Raw genomic sequence first — 17,430 nt, 5'->3', positions numbered from 1 at the left:
GAAATTAGCTTTACCCATCGTAAGCTCCTTGCCTCTTTTTTAAGTCACAAGGTGTCTACAAATCTAGGGGCTATTCACTATGACCGCCACCAGCATCTTCATAGGTTTCAGCCTGAATGATCAGTGGAACCGTTTTCAAATACATGGCAGGCGTCACAAGAAGCCCAGCCAGAAGACCCGCAGCAAGCGTAGCCAGTAAATAACGAATCAACATTTAATTCCCCAATATCAAATTCGCCCTGATAGCCATTCACCATCAGGCGCTATTCATTTCCTGTTTTAAAAACTAGAAAACTAATGACAGGGAAAACCATATGAATGACGCATGTCATGCGCTGAATCGTGCAATGTATCGGAATGGGCAAGCCCCACACCGTAAATCAGAAAAGCACCGAGAAGCAGCGAGACGACAGCCGTACCAAGACGCGTCGCAAGCGGGATAACTACAATATCGGAAACAGAATTTTGGGTACGTGCAGCCATGACAACCTCCGTGCAGGCAGCAGGGAAAAACCTCCCATCAGGTGCGGACAAAATGTCCTTCACGCAACAGGCAGGTCTCCTGGCTCACGGGTCACAGGGTCTGAAACCACCTTCCCGGAAACGCAGTTTCCAGTGGTTGCCGGTTAACCGGCTTGTTTCATCCCTCTCCGCTCTACAGTCGCGGGGTCGGCTGCGATAAAGACGCCCGGATTGGGTCCGTCCGTCGCATTCCCTTTTGGTATCGCCGGGATTCGTTCCGGCAAGACCTGTTGTGTAAATTGACACTAGGCCTTCACCAATTCCGCGTCAATCAGTCCACATAGTATAGTCGCTTGCGCACTGGCTTAGCTTTTAGTCTTACCCAATTATCAATCATATCTGCATTACGAAACACTCTGGGCCAAAACCAAAGCATCAAACCAATGATCAGCACCCATGCAATAACGATATCGGACAAGAAATGCGCACCCATAAATACCCGATTAAAGGATATAAGCACCAATAACGGGATAAAAATACCGGCAACCCAACCGCGAAATCGCTTTGGCACAAAAACCAGAAGCGAAAGCATCGCCGCAGCGGCAGCCGCTTCACCGGAAGGAAATGAGCAACTGTGGCGACACATGGCAGCCATTTGCCAAGCCGGGGTAAAGTCCATCAAGCCACCAAACTCCACCAACTCCCTTGGCCGTGCGCGGCCAATGAGAGTTTTCAAGCCATGAACCAAAAGGCCGGGACCAAAACAAAAAGTCAGAGCAATATAAACAATCCTGTGCGGCGCAATAAAAGGTAAAGGTCGATACCACAAGGCATAAATTGCGCCTAAGACAATCATGCACGCAAGCAAGTACCACTGGCTGACCCGATGTAAATCTCTCAAAACAATCCATTGCGGATGCTTTGAAAGAATAAAATCCCCCGACTGAAAGAAATAACGTGAGACCGTTAAATCAATCTGTGGAAAAATCATAAAGAAACCACTGACTAATATAAAAATATATAAAAAATTCCTCTCCCATCGGAGAGAATATAATTCAAAGACAGTCTTCGATAATGAAGAAGTAAGCATGAAACAACTCTTAATAAAACTGATAATAAAAATTAAGAGGCGTATATTTTTAAATTATGTCATAAAATTGGTTTGCAATTAAAAACGCAAATACACTATTATTTATTTATAAAAATATAAGAATAATAAAATTACATAGATAAATATTGAACCTAATCTTCAGGATAGTGCAAATAATGCATCAATATCCAGACAGTTTTCAAGCGCTTCAGCCAAATCATCAAGCGCCGCATCGATGCCAGAACGATAATTATAATCTGAGCTACTCACACCAAACATCGCGAGAAAACACCGGCGAAATTCATCCGAGCCAAAAACACCATGCATATAGGTGCCCATAACACGACCATTCGCAGAGACGGCGCCATCATCATGACCGCCGATCCGCGAAAATGGGCGAATGGCATCAGGTCCATTGGTACGACCGATATGAATTTCGTAGCCATCAAGCGCAACATCATAAAGCTTCGATCGAGCCACAACATTGCGCACAATTTTTTCCGGTTCCATTACAGTATCAACATCGAGCAGCCCCAGACCGTCGACATTGCGCACCTGCCCCTCAATACCGTCAGGGTCGCTGATCCGGTTCCCGAGCATCTGAAACCCGCCACAAATGCCAAGCACATGGCCACCGCGCCGCATATGAAGCTGCAAATCGCGCTCCCATCCGTTTTCACGAAATGCAATCAGATCGGTAATGGTTGATTTTGTTCCTGGTAAAATCACAAGAGCCGCATCATGTGGCAAGGATTGCCCCGGAGGAACCATTATAATTTCAACCTCGGCCTCGGCCTTTAAAGGGTCAAGATCATCAAAATTGGCAATACGTGGCAACATTGGCACCGCCACTTTCAACGCTCTGGCAGCACCGCGTGTCGCCCGCTCCAATACAACCGAATCTTCCGCAGGCAATCGTGATACGGCCTTCAGCCATGGTACGACGCCAAAAGAACGCCAGCCCGTAAAGCGGGTAATCGCCTCCAGTCCGTCATCAAACAGCGAAATATCGCCACGAAACTTGTTGATAAGAAAGCCGCGCACCATGGCTCGATCTTCTTCTGGCAGGATTGTATGCGTGCCCACAATCGAAGCAATCACCCCGCCACGATCAATATCACCAACCAAAACCACCGGCACATCTGCCCGCGTGGCAAAGCCCATATTGGCAATATCACCTGCACGCAAATTGATTTCGGCAGGCGAGCCCGCCCCTTCGATCAGCACCAGATCGGCATCTTTGCTGATTATCTCGTAGGATTCCATCACGGCCGCCATCAGTTGCGGCTTCAACTGCTGATAATAACGCCCGCGCGCTTCACCGCGCACTTTTCCCTGAACAATTATCTGACTACCCATATCGGTCTGGGGCTTTAAAAGCACAGGGTTCATATGCACCGATGACGCCACCCCACAAGCCAGCGCCTGTAGCCACTGCGCACGGCCAATCTCGCCGCCATCATCACTGACGGCTGCATTATTAGACATATTTTGTGGCTTGAATGGCCGGACCTTCAGCCCGCGATTACGCGCAACACGGCAAAGCCCGGCAACAAGTATACTTTTGCCAACATCCGAACCCATCCCCTGAAACATGATCGCGCGTGTCATGCGCACATGCCTATCTCAAGTTCATTCCACTGACAATCGCCAGCGGCCTCGGTGCGGCAACACTCAGATATTCAGTCAAAAAAGGATACTGCCAAATTTCTTCATTAAACAGCGAAAAACTTGCCTTGTTTAGATTTGCTTAAGTATCTGATAACGGTCCGGTAACGATGTTGGGTTAAAAGGAAGCCAGAGACGGTTCAAACCTTCTCGACGCTCCGGATCTGGTATTGCGTACCGGAGCTTCTGCCTTTCTCACCTGCGTATAGTTTGGTGAGATTGCCATGCGTAATATTTGGCAAAACCGTGCACCTTGAAGGTAGCGCGGTTTTTGTCGTGGTTGTAAATTATAAATTATACGTGATCTTTTCATTAGTTTTATGCTGTCTGATTGAAATCAGACCATATTCCTGTGACAAGTATTTCGCAGAAATATCAAAAAACAAATAGACTTACAAAAAGCATCTGATTCTATTGGTTTTTCAGCATCCTGTTTTAAAAATCACCTCAGATTTAGAAAACACTGCTGAACCCTGGCAAGGATGCACATTACTTTTGGACGACTGAATTTTGACAACCCACAACGCAACCAAGACGCCTATTGCCGAAAAAACATTCTATGGCCTGCCATTGGCCGTGATCTTCATACTTGGCTATTTTTCTTTCCAGACCATAATGGTTACGCTCGTCTCCAACGGAGCTGGCCTTGATGATGCAGAACAGCTTGCCAATATCGGCTATCTTGACTGGGGTTATGGTGGATCTCAACCTCCACTTTACACATGGGTCACCAATTTCACGACCTCACTATTAGGCACCTCAATCCTAACCCTCCAAATTGTCAAATTTGGTATGCTGGCGAGCTTGTTCCTGAGTGTTTTTGGCGCAATGCGATTATTAGGATTCTCTCGCCTAGTTGCTTCGGCTTCGATGCTGGGATTATTTCTTATTCCGCAAATTGGTTGGGAATCGCAACGTGCGCTCACTCACTCCATTGCCGGTACGGCAGGTTGTGGATGGGCATTTCTGGCCTTTGCTTGGCACATGCGCAAGCGAAATATAACTTCTGCAGCGGCTCTCGGCGTCACAATGGCTGCGGCGATGCTTGGAAAATTCAATGCATCCTTATTTGTCGTTATGCTGATCATAACCGGCTTTTCAATAAACGAATATCGTAAAATCCTGCTATCAAAACTTTCCTTTGTAACCATAGCAGCATTTGCAATTTGTTTTACCCCCACAGCTCTGTGGATGCTGGCCCATAAATCCAGTGTTATTGCCCGATCTGATAAACTTCAAATTGGTGCATCAGGCAATTTATTCTTCGATCGCTTGAGTGGAGTGGGAAGTCTCATTGAAGCTGCATTTCTTTTTTCCATTCTTGCATTTGTAATTGCTGGAATCATATCTCTCATGCATTCCAGCAATCGAACATCACCAACACGCCCCTTCACGGCGGGTGAACTATTCATGCGCCGTCTTCTTATTGCAGGCATGTTGATTGTATTAACCGGCATTCTCATTACCGGCGTAAACAACATCAAGGATCGCTGGTTACAACCAGTGCTTTTCCTGACCCCGGCTGTAATTTCCTGCCTGTTTGATCAATATCGCCGAAATACGGGCGCATTAATGCAATTTGCCTCGGTTGGAATTGCTGCAGCACTCATAATTCCTCCCATTTTTGCCTATTACCTGACATATGGTTCAGGCAACCCACCCTATGGCCAGCTCGACTATCGAGGCTTTTATGAAAAGGTGCATCAAGATGGAAATTTCACAACGATCCTGACTGACAATGCACAGATCCCGGGGAATTTCAGACTGTTTGATCCATCAATCACTGTCATCCATCCTGAAACACCACATGGCGCATTACAGATGTCAAAACCTGTTCTGGTGATGTGGTTTGGTGATGCTACACCAAATAAGCAGATATCCGCACTTATGAAGGAAGCAAATATCACGCCTGATCATTCAGCTATTCGCACAGCCAATATTCGCTATCGAACACGTCCAGATACACATCTGACAGTGAGCTATTTCCTGCAGAAATAAGAACCTGTGCGCATTAGCTAATCCTGTTTATTCGACTGTTTCCTGCACAGCATGCGCAGTGCTTTTCACATCGCGTCCGACACCACGGACTGTATTTGCGCATGATGCCAGCGTAAAAGCACATAGAACGATTGCAATGGGAACAATGCGGGATAGTTTCATAGTGACCTCTCCATCGAAATGTTCAGTTTAACCTGACAGGCGAACATACTCTCTGATACAGCCGTTCGCCCTCTGGCACAGAAGCCGTTTTTGCTGCTGTCATATAAAAATCTATGGCAGCATTCTTCTTTAGCAAGCAAATAATTACAGTATTTTTTAAAAACCTGACAAAAAGGCAATCAACCACAAGCCAAGGCTGCAGCCCCCCACCCTGATCGGAATGTTTCAAAGCGTCCACTACGGCGATAAGATTCAAAAACGCTGCGTAGATGGGCCGCCACAACCTGAATATGCTGCCGTGCATCAGGACGAATAATCATACCAAGCTGGTAACGTCCTAATTCTGGCAAGCCATGTTCCGGTCCCAATGCAACAATTCCTTCACCAAGAAGCGTCTTGCCAAAAGGAGCAATGGCAAGATCTGCCTGTATCGCAGCACGCTGGCCTGTCGAATGCGAACTCATATAAGCAATACGATATGCCCGCCCCGAATTCTCCAACGCTTCCAGTGCATTACCACGCCACGCACAGCCCTCTTCCCAGATAGAAAGAGGTAGGGGATCACGACGATAAGCCGTACCACATTTTGCACCCGCCCAGACCAGCTCCTCGTCCAGAAGAACTTCAACATCGCCTTTGCCTGGTACGGTATGTGAAAGATTGACCAATGTTACATCAAGACGACGTTCATCAAGACGCTTACGCAGATTGGTACTCTGATCGATCACCACATCAACAGTAACCCCCGGATGGGTCTCGGCAAATCGCTTTAACACCAGCGGCAGAACACATTCTCCGATATCATCCGGCGAACCAAGCCGGACAACGCCCGTAATGGTGGGAGCAACAAATTTTGCCACCGCCTCACGGTTAAGAGCAAGCAGACGCCGCGCATAACCAAGCAGCACTTCACCGTCACTTGTCAGCGTCACTGAACGCGCGTCCCGCTCGAAAACAGCAACCCCTAGCTGCTCCTCAAGCTTCTTGATCTGCATGGAAACCGCGGATGGTGTGCGAAACACAACATTTGCAGCCGCTGAAAAACTGCCCGTATCAGCGATGGCGGCAAATGTGCGCAACACATCAATATCGAGCATTGGCAGAGGATGTTGGACCGGCGCTGTCATACTGATCTCCGCGATTTCTTATGATTCAATTTTTCTGATCTTATACCTTTCTATATTTCGTTTGATTGAACGTCAAGCTGGCCGCAAGCTTTGATCATCGAGATCAAAACATCCTCAACCAAACGCTTGGTCTCACTTTTTATCAGGAGAACGAAAATGAGCCTTCAATGTAAGACATTGCGAAGTGAATGCGCAGCACATTCATCTTTCATCCCGGACTGGCTGCGAAAGAGCATTCGATCAGCCGTCGCATTTCATTCTGCCTGGGCTTATCAAAAGCAGATCGCAAAAAGCCGCAGGATGCTGGAAAATCTGCCCGAACACATTCGTCACGATATTGGCTGGCCTTGCATCGAAGATCGCCTTCCAGCACCCGGACAAAACAGTCGAAACAAGTAAACATGATTGCAAATTGAGGGCATGATATGATGTGCCCTCAATTTAACGACATCCAGGTACCAATTTACGGCAGGCATTTAGCCGCACTATGCAATCTGAAACTTCTATGCCTCAATATATCTGTCCTGTTTGCGCCATAGCCTATCATTCATAAATCCAGGCTGGAACAGCATGACAACCGGATGACTGGACCTGAGAAGGTCTGGTGTCATGACGGAGGTGTAAAGCCGGAAACTGCGACGGGAACCGCAGTTTGGCTTTTTGAAGATGGGATTGATCAGACTATGAATCCAGATTCAGCAGTTAAACGATCTATTGTGTTTTTTCTGGTACCTGACTTCTCGATGATCGCATTTGCGACAGCGATCGAGCCGCTACGCATTGCCAATCGAATGCTGGGTTATGAAGCCTATCGCTGGCGCCTTACATCCACTGATGGACAGCCTGTAACAGCATCAAATGGCGTCGAATGCGCCGTCAACGCTTCTTTGGAAAATGAACGGCGCCTTCTCCAGCGCGAACAACGTCCATCCATGGTATTTGTCTGCTCCGGCGTGTATGTGGAAGCATTTCGCAACAAGTCGGTCTTCGCATGGCTGCGCGAAGAATATAATCGCGGTGTCGCGATCGGCGGACTATGTACCGGTGCGCATATTCTGGCCGCAGCCGGGCTTCTCTCTGGCAAGCGCTGCGCGATTCACTGGGAAAATCTGCCCGGCTTTTCAGAATCATTCCCGAAAGCCGAAGTCTATGCAGACCTTTTTGAGGTCGATAGCAATATATATACTTGCGCAGGCGGAACTGCTTCACTCGATATGATGCTGAAGCTCATTGGCGATGATTTTGACGACAATCTGGTCAACCGCATTTGTGAACAGGCTCTGACGGACCGCGTACGCAACCCCCATGATCGCCAACGCCTGCCGCTTCGAGCTCGTCTTGGCATTCAGAATTCAAAGATTCTGACCATTATCGAAATGATGGAAGCCAATCTTTCAGAGCCGGAAACACTGATTGATGTTGCACATAATATCGGACTTTCGCGCCGTCAGGTCGAACGGCTGTTTCGTCAGGAGATGGGGCGATCACCAGCACGTTATTATCTTGAAATCCGCCTCGACCGGGCACGGCATCTGCTGTTGCAATCATCTATGCCGGTCGTTGAGGTGGCCGTTGCCTGTGGCTTCGTTTCTGCGTCGCATTTTTCCAAATGTTATCGTGAACTCTATGGTCGTTCACCACAGCAGGAGCGGGCTGATCGCAAAATGCCCGTTGCAGCCTGAGTGCAATAAACGCCACGCCAAAAGCGTGGCTTTTTATTTTAAATCATAGTGATAGCTCTTCACTGTGAATCAAATTCTCAACTTTGGAAAAAGACAGATCTTCTACCCCTGCAACAATCATGAAACCTATTTTTGCTTCGGTCGCCTGACGCTGTGATTATGTCGTAGAATGACAATTGCCAGTAGCGGGCAATCACTATGATTCCATCAAATGAAAAAATGGGATCGCATAGAATGGCAGAGTTTCCGAAAAAAGCGAAAGTGGTCATTGTCGGACTTGGCGGCATCGTCGGTGCCTCTGTTGTCCATCACCTGATCGAGCGTGGATGGGATGACATTGTCGGCATCGATAAATCTGGCATCCCCACCGATATTGGTTCCACCGCCCACGCATCCGATTTCTGCTATGCAACCAGCCATGATTATCTGACATGCTGGACAACACTCTATTCCATCAATTTTTACGAAAAAATGGGCCACTATGCGCGTGTCGGTGGCATTGAAGTTGCCCGCACTGGCGACGATTCCCGCATGGAAGAGCTAAAGCGTAAGGTCGCATCAGGCAAAGCATTTGGCACACGTGCCCGTCTCATGGATCCGTCCGAAATCAAGGAAAAATTCCCGCTTATAGAAGAAAACCTCGTTCAGGGTGGCCTGTGGGATCCAGACGCAGGTCTCGTCATTCCCCGCTCACAGACGGTTGCAGGCAAACTGGTTGATCAGGCCGAAGCCACTGGCAAGCTAAAAAGTTTTGCCAATACACCCGCTCAGTCGCTGGTTGTTGAAAATGGGCGCATCAAAGCAGTTGTCACCCATCGCGGGACGATTGAAGCCGATTATGTAATCGTTTGTGCAGGTCTCTGGGGTCGTCTGCTTGCTGAAATGGTTGGCGAAGACTTGCCCGTCATGCCGATTGACCACCCGCTCACCTTCTTTGGCCCCTATAATGAATTTGCAGGAACCGGCAAGGAAATCGGCTGGCCGCTTATGCGCGATCAAGGCAATTCCGCCTATATGCGCGACACGGGCGATCCGAAAACCGCAGAAGGTGGCCAGATCGAATGGGGTTATTATGAAGAGACCAATCCGCGTCTTTGTCACCCACGGGATCTGCTGGAAAAACACGAAGCCCGTCTGTCACCATCGCAACGCGATCTTGACATGGAACAGGTTCTTGAACCGCTGGAGCGGGCCATTGAACTGACCCCGATCCTGGGAGAGCTTGGCTATAATGAAAGCCATTCCTTCAACGGCTTTCTTCAGGTCACGACCGATGGCGGACCTTCGATTGGCGAAAGTCAGAAAGTGCGCGGTCTGTGGTATGCGATTGCAATCTGGGTCAAGGACGGCCCCGGCATGGGCAAGCTCATAGCCGACTGGATGACCGATGGGCGCACAGCGATCGATCATCATTCTATCGACTATTCGCGTTTCTACCCGCACCAGTTAACCGAACAGTTCATCTGGGATCGATGCACTGAAACCGCAATGAAAGTTTATAATCCGGCAGTACATCCACGCGAACCATTTTCCAAAAGCCGTAACATCCGCCGCTCCCCTTTCTACGAACGGGAAAAGGAGCTTGGTGGCTATTTCATGGAATTGGGTGGCTGGGAACGTGCGCATGGCTATGCTGCCAATGAACATTTGCTGGAAAAATATGGCGATCGCATTCCAATACGCGAAAACGAGTGGGATAATCGTCATTTCTGGCGTGTATCCAATGCCGAACATCTCGCATTGAGTGAAGATTGCGGCATCATCAATCTCTCACATTTTGCAATATATGATATTGAAGGGCCGGACCATGTCGAATTGATGGAATGGCTATGTGCTGCAAAAATCGGCGGCGATGCCAATATCGGCAAAGGCATTTATACTCACTTCCTCGACGACGAAGGCATGGTGCGTGCGGATTTTACGGCAATTCGCATGGCTGATCGCATTCGCATGATCAATGGTGCGGATGCAGGACCACGTGATTTCCATTATATGCGCCGTGTGGCGGAAGATAAAGGTTTTGATGTAACCATCAAAGATGTGACAGAAGAATATGTTACCATCGGCATATGGGGACCAAACGCACGCGACAATCTCAAAAAAATTGTCGAGAACCCGGAAGGCCTTGACCTTGAAAACTTCGCATTTGCCGCCATCAAACCGATCCGTATAGCCGGCAAGGACGTAACTGCATTCCGCATTTCCTATGTCGGCGAACAGGGCTGGGAATTACATATGCGTTATGAAGACGGGCTTGCCGTTTGGGACGCCCTCAGATCAACCGGTGTCATTGCTGTTGGTGTTGAAACCTATGCCAATACGCGCCGCATGGAAAAGAGCTTGCGTCTTCAAAACGCAGACCTGCTCACCGAATATAACCTGCTGGAAGCAGATCTGGCCCGTCCGAAAGTCAAGGAGGCAGATTTTCGCGGCAAAGCAAAACATATTGAATACAAAGCCCGTGAACATCAGCCAGCCATGCTTTGCACTCTGATTATGAACGAGAATATCGATTCCAAAGGCATAAAACGCTATCCGGTTGGCATTCTGCCAGTGCTTGACCCTGACACAGGTGAAACGCTGGTCGATGAACTCGGACGCCGCTCATTCACGTCATCCATAGCCTATGGCCCAACCATTGGCAAAAATATAGCACTGGCTTATTTGCCGTGGTCCTATTGCCAGCAAGGTCGCAAACTGCATGTGGAATATTTCGGTGAAACCTATCCGGTCGAAGTTGTATCAATTGGCTACAAACCGCTTTACGACCCGGAAAACCTGAAACCAAGAAGTTGATGAAAAAGCCGGGGCAAAACCCCGGCTTTTATTGAAATGATGCCTTACCATTCGAAATGACGATATTTTCGTCGCCTTTCAATGCTTCGCGATCACCATTTGGAAAGGTCACAAAGCAACCGCCATCGCAAAAATCGACCGTCTCTCCAGCAGCAATCAGCATTTCACGCTTTGAAGCACCTTCGGTTACGACAATTGTCTGCTCAAACGCATCACTGTTTAAAACACTCGCGGCATAAAGCTTCGGCATGAAAAACGAAATTGCCAATATTGCACCAAAGGCAATCTTGCCAGCATAGTTAATCTGAACTTTGTTCATATCGTTTCAGCGTTTCCGCCCTCTCGCTGCAAGCCGAAAATCAGCCCCATGTGTATTAAGCAGTTTCCTACTCTCATTCTTCATCACTTATATGACTTCAACTGAACCGTAACTGAACACGAAGCTCACACTTTGTCATCCTGTTCGAGTGGGCCTGCTTCAACAGGCTTTGTCTTATGCGATTTTGGAAGACGTGATGAATCCTTATTGATCAATTCTGATAGTTTTTCGATTTCAGCAACGCCAAGCACCAGATCAGTTGACGACGATGCCAGGCGTATCCCTTCTGCATGGAAACGCTCAACAATCTGAAAACGCAATTCATTTTTTATCCCACTGGTGGATGTGATATCTGCCACATGCGCATAGACATCAAAAACCATCAATGAATCCGTCATGCTCTGGAACGCAACGGACGGTTCCGGGTTCTTCAGAATCGATGGATGCGCCCGAACGATTTCCGACAAAAGCAGATGAACGCGCCGTGGATCATCAGTGTAAGCTGCCTGTACATTAATATCGATACGGCCAAGCTTGTTGCGCAATGTCCAGTTGCCGACATTGCCATTAATCAGTGTCGAGTTTGGAATGACAATAGATTGTTTCTGGAAGGTTTCCACCTCCGTCGCGCGTACGCTGATCTTTTTGACAATACCGCTGACCGTGCCAGCTTCGACCCAGTCTCCAACTTTGAAAGGCCGCTCTGCCAGCAATATAAGGCCAGAAACAAAGTTCTGTACGATATTCTGAAGGCCGAAACCGATACCGAGTGACAAACCACCGGCAATCAGTGCCAGACTGGACAGATTGAAGCCTGCTGCCGACACAGCAATCAAAGCTGCAAGCACAAGCCCGACATAACCAACCACTGTACGAATAGAATTGCGAACACCTGAATCGACGCGCCCGCGAACAAGAACCTTGCTATCCAGCCAATTCTGAAACCAGTGCGTCATCAGATAGACGATGATGAACAAGGCAGCGCCAGTCAGAATACCCATAAGCGATATGGAAATACTGCCAATCTGGAAGCCGGTCATCAAATGATAAAATGAGTCCTTGAGTTCCACCCACTGGAAACCAAACTGCATCAGCACCAGCGGTATTCCTACCAGTGCCACCGCAAGATTAATAAAAATACCAACAACCAGTCCCAGCTGATCGAGCTTTGCCTCATCAAAATGAAACCGGTCACGCATCACCCGGCCAATGGGACTGGATGCGAAAGCCTGTTCTTCCGAAAAGGCGCGTCCAGTGAGAAATCCCAGATACATAATAACCAGTAGCGCACCTGTTACGACGATCTGCTGCGCCATGAAACGGGCAAGACCAATAAAACCAAGACAGGCAGCGACAATGGGCACAAGCCCCAGAAGAATAAGAAATATCCTGAAAGCCTTTGGCCAGGGGCGCGGAACTTCTCCGAGATTTTTCTCAATCGGCTTGATAAGCGCAATGACAAATATCAGCAGGCCAATAATGACAGTTGAAATTAGGCTTTTAGCCATCGTCAGAGATAATGGCGACGAGAGAACCTGATTAACCTTGCTGAAGAATACATCAAGTCCATAGACCAGTGCCATCCCTGTTATCAGCCAGACCAGCACGCGCCCCGGGCGCGGGGCAATGGGTACAAGACGCCAATTGGGTGTGTAAGGGCTGATGCAGGCGAATGCCAAACGGCTGATAAAAAATACGATACCCAGAACAATGAAAAATGATTGCAGGATTGCTCCAATATCGGGTCTGAGCACATTGAAATAATCAAGAAAAAAATAAGTTGCCGCAAGAAAGACCACTACAGCACCCGAGGGAATAGCTGTTGACCAGAAGGCAACCGCCAAGCGGCTTAGATAAGATGGTGCTTCATTGCTGACATCCCGTTCATAAAGAGATCCCAGAACACGACGTGCGCCAAGCTGGATAACCAAAGCGGCAATGGCAGCAAAGAAAGCCGCAGCCAGAAATGAGCTGAGCTTGAACATATAAACAAATCGCCACCATGATTTCACAATGCTCCCAAGCGAAATCAGCTGAGTATTGGCAGCATCAGCAACCTCGGAACCAAGAGTCAAATCGAGTTTCACCCGCTGGGATAATGTTCGCGTAAACAGATCGCGGCGCATATTGCCGATTTTTGCAGACATCTGGTTGACAGAAAGCGAAGCATCTTCTGTTTCACCGATGACCGCATTGATCTCGGCCTTTTCCGCAAGCAGTCTTGCACGCTCATCAGCAACAATTGCGGATTCTGCGGCCTGTTCACCGGAAGGCGCCGTACCCAACTGTTCAAGACGTGTATTTATTTCCGTCAATCGGGGACGAAAGGCTATCCCTGCATCAAGCAGTTTCTTGGACAGACCATCAAGCCGCAACTTGAGATTGGCAAGCGTTTCATCGCTGTCTGAAGGCTTCTGCAGCTGATCACTGATCGCTTTTGCCTGCTGCTTGAGATCATTGATAATGGGCTTTTGCTGCTGCACGATATTCGAAACAGGCGTAACCGCATCATTAGCATCCGAACCGGTATTTTGCATTATCGCAGGCGCCACGGATTGCGGGGTGCCTGCTTGTGCATAAGAACGCTCAGGCGCTCCAACCAATGCAACGAAACTTGCCATTACAAATGCAATTGCGCGGAACGTCGATAGATGTATCAATTTGCACTCTGCCGGTTTCAATTTCAGGGTTTCAACATAAAGCGCATTACAGCGGAAACAAGCTCTACAACATTAGCTGCAAAATCAAAATCCGCTTTCTAACATACCCCTTATTCGTAGGTGGGCTGTCACAACGACAATGGCGATAGAGCAGAAAACGATTCCCTTTTTTGAATCGATGCTGTAGGTGTCATTGCTAAGCTTCGGGAATTATACAATGTTTTTGAATCAGCAATGGTACAAAACCAAATAAACAGAATAGCTTAGAGGATAGGAAAACCTGTTCTTATACTATATTGTTTGCGCACTAAGCCTGTCGGGGAGAGTTCAAGCGTTTTGATTAGAGGCATGAACCATACAGATCAGCGTACTGATCGTTATAACCGGCATAGTTTTATGCTGATTATATCGTGCGCCCTGTCATTTGCTGCCTTTTTATTCGCCGTAGATCTTTCTGCACTCAGCAGTGAAACCTGTCGCGCACAAGCCGGAACAATGGCTGCACAGCAGCTAGACAAGTCACCTGCCCTTCCAAGCCGTCAACAATCCACACCGGCAGTGCAGCCAATACGTGCTGTTCTGACCGAGCTGATTGCAGCCAAAATCAAGCTTTCCAGCCCACAAGGAAATGGTGATACTTTTATACCATTCTCCAGCGAGCTTGTCTTGTCGGGTGGAAAGCCTGTCGAAGCTGCAACCCGCCTGCGCTTTTTTACGGCTTCACCCGGCCACTATGCCTGTGCTCGTGCACCGCCTAAAACCGCATAGTCTCTTCTGCGGAAGAATGGCTGCTGCCACCCTGAATCAATTACGAAAAAATGCGCTATAAAGGTTTGTTTTAATACACTTTTATAGTCGCCCAATATCTGGAATTTCAACTCATGCGTACTTCTAAATGGGTCGCTGTGCTTTATGGACTGATCGTTTTGATCGGTGTCATCATTGCCTTGCCCAATTTCTTCACAAAGCAACAGCTCGAAGCAATGCCATCGTGGTTCCCAAAACGACAGGTAACGCTCGGCCTTGACCTCAGTGGCGGCTCTTACCTCGTCCTCGAAGTCGATGCAGCCAGCCTCAAGAAAGATCGCATGCGTGCACTTCTTGATGATGCGCGTGGCAAATTGCGTGCTGAGCGCATTCAGCCGCAGTCGATCCGTGCCGTTGGCGATTCCGTTATTGTAACAATCCCTGATGCTGATCAGCGTGCAAAAGCCGATACAGCACTCAAAACATTGATTTCCCAGGTTAACACAACCGGCTTCGGAACAGCGATCAACGATATTGATGTTACAAGCAGTGACAATCAGGTTCGTCTGACACTGACACAGGCAGGTTTTACCTATCGACTGGATGCAGCTCTTCAGCAGAGTCTGGAAATTATTCGCCAGCGCGTGGATCAGGTCGGTGTTGCCGAACCGTCAATCCAGCGGGTAGGCTCTGATCGTATCGTCGTTCAGCTCCCCGGGCTTCAGGATCCGGCACATCTTCGCCAGCTTCTGGGCAGCACGGCAAAGATGAGCTTCCATATGGTGGCAGATGCTAATCCAAATGATGCACCGCCTCCCGGAGTGACCATTCTACCGGATTCCAAAGAACCGGGTATCAAATACCCTATTGAAGATCAGGTTGCCCTCTCCGGTGAACGCCTGACCGATGCGCGTGCAGGCTTCGACCAGCGCACCAATGAACCAATCGTTTCATTCCGTTTTGATAGCCTTGGCGCACGTCAGTTTGCGGATATCACCACCAAAAATGTGGGCCGCCCCTTTGCTATTGTTCTTGATGGCAAAGTCCTGACAGCACCGCGTATCAACGAGCCGATTACTGGCGGTTCCGGCCAGATCACGGGCAATTTCACTGTTCAGGACAGCGTGGTTCTTTCTGCATTATTGCGTGCAGGTGCTCTTCCGGCCCCGCTGACAGTTATTGAAGAACGCACTGTTGGCCCGGATCTTGGTGGCGATGCCATTAAGATGGGTCTGATCACAGGTATTGCAGGCTTTATCCTCGTCGCAGTCTTCATCCAGCTGCTCTATGGCGTCTGGGGTTTGATTGCCAACGTAGCCCTTCTGTTGCATACGGTTCTGACATTCTCTGCTCTTAGTCTCATCGGGGCAACGCTGACATTACCGGGCATAGCGGGTATCATTCTGGGTATCGGTATCGCGGTTGACGCGAATATTCTGATCAACGAACGCATAAGGGAAGAAACCCGCAAAGGCCTGGGTGCTATGGCCGCCCTCGACAAGGGCTTCCATGCAGCCTTTGCAACCATTGTTGACTCTAACGTTACCTCGCTGATTTCGACAATATTGCTTTTCATGTTCGGCACAGGTCCGGTGCGTGGCTTTGCCGTCGCCATGATGCTCGGCATCGTGATTTCGATGTTCACGGACGTAACACTCGTGCGCATGGCCATGGCCTGGTATGTCCGCAAACGCAAACTCAAGGTACTTGTCATCAAGCCATTCATGAGAATCGCACCGGAAAATCCAAACTTCCGTTTCATGAATGCTCGCTTCTTCGGTATCGCAACCTCTATCATTTTGTCGCTTGCTTCGATTGGCCTGTTCTTCAAGCCAGGCCTGAATTACGGCATTGATTTCAAGGGCGGCATTCAGGCAGAGATCACCACATCACAGCCAGCCGATCTCGCGCAATTGCGTGAAAAGCTCGGAAGCCTTGGCCTTGGTGAAGTTGCTCTTCAATCAGCCGGCAGCCCAAATGACGTCCTGATCAGAATTCAGCGTCAGGATGGCGGCGAGGAAGCGCAGACGATTGCTGTCAATAAAATGCGTGAAGCAATTTCAACAATTGATGCAGACGCGAAAATTGATCGTACCGAAGTTGTCGGACCAAAAGTCTCCGGCGAACTCGCTCGCTCAGGCTTCATCGCAGTCGTGCTTTCCGCACTTGGTATGCTCATCTATCTTTGGTGGCGATTTGAATGGTTCTTCGCAATCGGCGCAATCGTCACGCTTATTCTTGATACCACAAAGATGGTTGGATTCTTTGCGCTCTTCCAGCTTGATTTTAACCTGACAGCCATTGCAGCACTTCTCACCGCAATCGGTTACTCTGTAAACGATAAGGTCGTGGTTTATGACCGCATGCGTGAAAACATGCGCCTTTATAAGTCAAAACCGCTGCGTGAGATCGTGGATATGAGTATCAATCAGGTACTCATCCGCTGTATCTACACTTCTGTAACGACATTCCTTTGCTTGTTGCCAATGGCGATCTGGGGTGGCAGTGCGGTTCACAACTTTGCTGTACCAATGCTGTTCGGTATCTTTATCGCAACAACCTCATCGATCTTCATTGCAGCACCAATCCTGCTTCTGCTCGGAGACTGGTGGAAACGCCGCCAGGATGCGCATCAGGCAGCAATTGAAAACAGTGCAACTGTGCAGAAATAAAAATATTGCCGGGCATGGTTCTGACCATGCCCGGCTTTCATAAAATT

The 17,430-nt window shown here is 48.6% G+C and carries 13 protein-coding genes, 1 pseudogene and 1 riboswitch; of the genes and pseudogenes, 6 read left to right on the top strand and 8 right to left on the bottom strand.

Features of this window, described 5'->3' with window-relative positions; translation table 11 throughout:
* Positions 1–79: 79 nt before the first annotated feature.
* The 4 genes and pseudogenes from FHY56_RS04575 to FHY56_RS04560 form a co-directional block, all read right to left on the bottom strand.
* Positions 80–214 (bottom strand): annotated as a pseudogene (locus tag FHY56_RS04575) (CbtA family protein); the annotation flags it as partial.
* An 80-nt stretch (positions 215–294) separates the two neighbouring features.
* The gene (locus FHY56_RS04570; protein WP_140903979.1) at positions 295–483 is read right to left on the bottom strand and encodes a CbtB domain-containing protein; all 189 of its coding nucleotides are present in this window, start codon (positions 481–483) and stop codon (positions 295–297) included.
* Positions 484–535: 52 nt separating this feature from the next.
* A riboswitch (cobalamin riboswitch) is annotated at positions 536–768 on the bottom strand.
* A gap of 25 nt (positions 769–793) precedes the next feature.
* Complete coding sequence (locus FHY56_RS04565; protein ID WP_140903978.1) at positions 794–1,552, bottom strand: phosphatase PAP2 family protein; 759 nt, start codon at positions 1,550–1,552, stop codon at positions 794–796.
* Between the two features lie 159 nt (positions 1,553–1,711).
* The gene (locus FHY56_RS04560; protein ID WP_140903977.1) at positions 1,712–3,163 is read right to left on the bottom strand and encodes a cobyric acid synthase; all 1,452 of its coding nucleotides are present in this window, start codon (positions 3,161–3,163) and stop codon (positions 1,712–1,714) included.
* Between the two features lie 567 nt (positions 3,164–3,730).
* On the opposite strand from FHY56_RS04560, the gene FHY56_RS04555 reads away from it, so the two are divergent.
* Positions 3,731–5,218: an ArnT family glycosyltransferase gene (locus tag FHY56_RS04555; protein WP_235889416.1), complete on the top strand. Its 1,488-nt coding sequence runs from the start codon at positions 3,731–3,733 to the stop codon at positions 5,216–5,218.
* Positions 5,219–5,245: 27 nt separating this feature from the next.
* Here the strand turns inward: FHY56_RS04555 and FHY56_RS04550 are convergent, their stop codons facing one another.
* Entirely contained in the window at positions 5,246–5,380 is a 135-nt protein-coding gene (locus FHY56_RS04550) for an entericidin A/B family lipoprotein (protein WP_140903976.1), read from the bottom strand.
* A 179-nt stretch (positions 5,381–5,559) separates the two neighbouring features.
* The gene (locus FHY56_RS04545; protein ID WP_140903975.1) at positions 5,560–6,507 is read right to left on the bottom strand and encodes a LysR family transcriptional regulator; all 948 of its coding nucleotides are present in this window, start codon (positions 6,505–6,507) and stop codon (positions 5,560–5,562) included.
* A 156-nt stretch (positions 6,508–6,663) separates the two neighbouring features.
* On the opposite strand from FHY56_RS04545, the gene FHY56_RS04540 reads away from it, so the two are divergent.
* From FHY56_RS04540 to FHY56_RS04530, 3 genes are all read left to right on the top strand, one after another.
* Positions 6,664–6,906: a DUF1127 domain-containing protein gene (locus tag FHY56_RS04540; protein ID WP_140903974.1), complete on the top strand. Its 243-nt coding sequence runs from the start codon at positions 6,664–6,666 to the stop codon at positions 6,904–6,906.
* Positions 6,907–7,190: 284 nt separating this feature from the next.
* Positions 7,191–8,189 carry a GlxA family transcriptional regulator gene (locus tag FHY56_RS04535; protein ID WP_140904008.1) on the top strand — a complete coding sequence of 333 codons (999 nt, stop codon included), beginning with the start codon at positions 7,191–7,193 and terminating at the stop codon, positions 8,187–8,189.
* A gap of 234 nt (positions 8,190–8,423) precedes the next feature.
* A complete protein-coding gene (locus FHY56_RS04530; protein ID WP_140903973.1) occupies positions 8,424–10,985 on the top strand; it encodes a GcvT family protein in 2,562 nt (853 codons plus the stop codon).
* 28 nt (positions 10,986–11,013) lie between these two features.
* Here the strand turns inward: FHY56_RS04530 and FHY56_RS04525 are convergent, their stop codons facing one another.
* The gene (locus tag FHY56_RS04525; RefSeq protein ID WP_140903972.1) at positions 11,014–11,304 is read right to left on the bottom strand and encodes a hypothetical protein; all 291 of its coding nucleotides are present in this window, start codon (positions 11,302–11,304) and stop codon (positions 11,014–11,016) included.
* A gap of 125 nt (positions 11,305–11,429) precedes the next feature.
* On the bottom strand, positions 11,430–13,925 hold the full coding sequence (locus tag FHY56_RS04520; RefSeq protein WP_140903971.1) for a mechanosensitive ion channel family protein: 2,496 nt from the start codon (positions 13,923–13,925) through the stop codon (positions 11,430–11,432).
* Positions 13,926–14,312: 387 nt separating this feature from the next.
* On the opposite strand from FHY56_RS04520, the gene FHY56_RS04515 reads away from it, so the two are divergent.
* Together FHY56_RS04515 and secD are read left to right on the top strand one after the other, a co-directional pair.
* Positions 14,313–14,732 carry a hypothetical protein gene (locus tag FHY56_RS04515; RefSeq protein WP_140903970.1) on the top strand — a complete coding sequence of 140 codons (420 nt, stop codon included), beginning with the start codon at positions 14,313–14,315 and terminating at the stop codon, positions 14,730–14,732.
* 113 nt (positions 14,733–14,845) lie between these two features.
* On the top strand, positions 14,846–17,383 hold the full coding sequence (gene secD, locus FHY56_RS04510) for a protein translocase subunit SecD (RefSeq protein WP_140903969.1): 2,538 nt from the start codon (positions 14,846–14,848) through the stop codon (positions 17,381–17,383).
* Positions 17,384–17,430: the final 47 nt, after the last annotated feature.

Source organism: Brucella gallinifaecis, assembly GCF_006476605.1.
Classification (GTDB): Bacteria; Pseudomonadota; Alphaproteobacteria; order Rhizobiales; family Rhizobiaceae; genus Brucella; species Brucella gallinifaecis.
Note: the sequence above shows the minus strand (reverse complement) of the source record. Positions and strands in the feature narration are given on the sequence as shown.